The following is a 584-nucleotide window of genomic DNA, read 5'->3' on the forward strand; positions in this document are numbered from 1 at the left end:
ATCGGGGTGGGAGACAGTGTCAGGTGGGCAGTTTGACTGGGGCGGTCGCCTCCTAAAAAGTAACGGAGGCGCCCAAAGGTTCCCTCAGAATGGTTGGAAATCATTCGTAGAGTGTAAAGGCACAAGGGAGCTTGACTGCGAGACCTACAAGTCGAGCAGGGACGAAAGTCGGGCTTAGTGATCCGGTGGTTCCGCATGGAAGGGCCATCGCTCAACGGATAAAAGCTACCCCGGGGATAACAGGCTTATCTCCCCCAAGAGTCCACATCGACGGGGAGGTTTGGCACCTCGATGTCGGCTCATCGCATCCTGGGGCTGTAGTCGGTCCCAAGGGTTGGGCTGTTCGCCCATTAAAGCGGTACGCGAGCTGGGTTCAGAACGTCGTGAGACAGTTCGGTCCCTATCCGTCGTGGGCGTAGGAAATTTGAGAGGAGCTGTCCTTAGTACGAGAGGACCGGGATGGACGCACCGCTGGTGTACCAGTTGTCTTGCCAAAGGCATCGCTGGGTAGCTATGTGCGGAAGGGATAAGTGCTGAAAGCATCTAAGCATGAAGCCCCCCTCAAGATGAGATTTCCCATAGCG

Annotated in this window: 1 rRNA gene; it reads left to right on the forward strand. The window is 56.2% G+C overall.

Annotation, left to right across the window (positions count from 1 at the left end):
* Positions 1-584, forward strand: a 23S ribosomal RNA gene (locus tag ACFFHF_RS11760); the annotation flags it as partial.

Source organism: Robertmurraya beringensis, from assembly GCF_042433785.1.
GTDB classification, from domain to species: Bacteria; Bacillota; Bacilli; order Bacillales; family Cytobacillaceae; genus Robertmurraya_A; species Robertmurraya_A beringensis.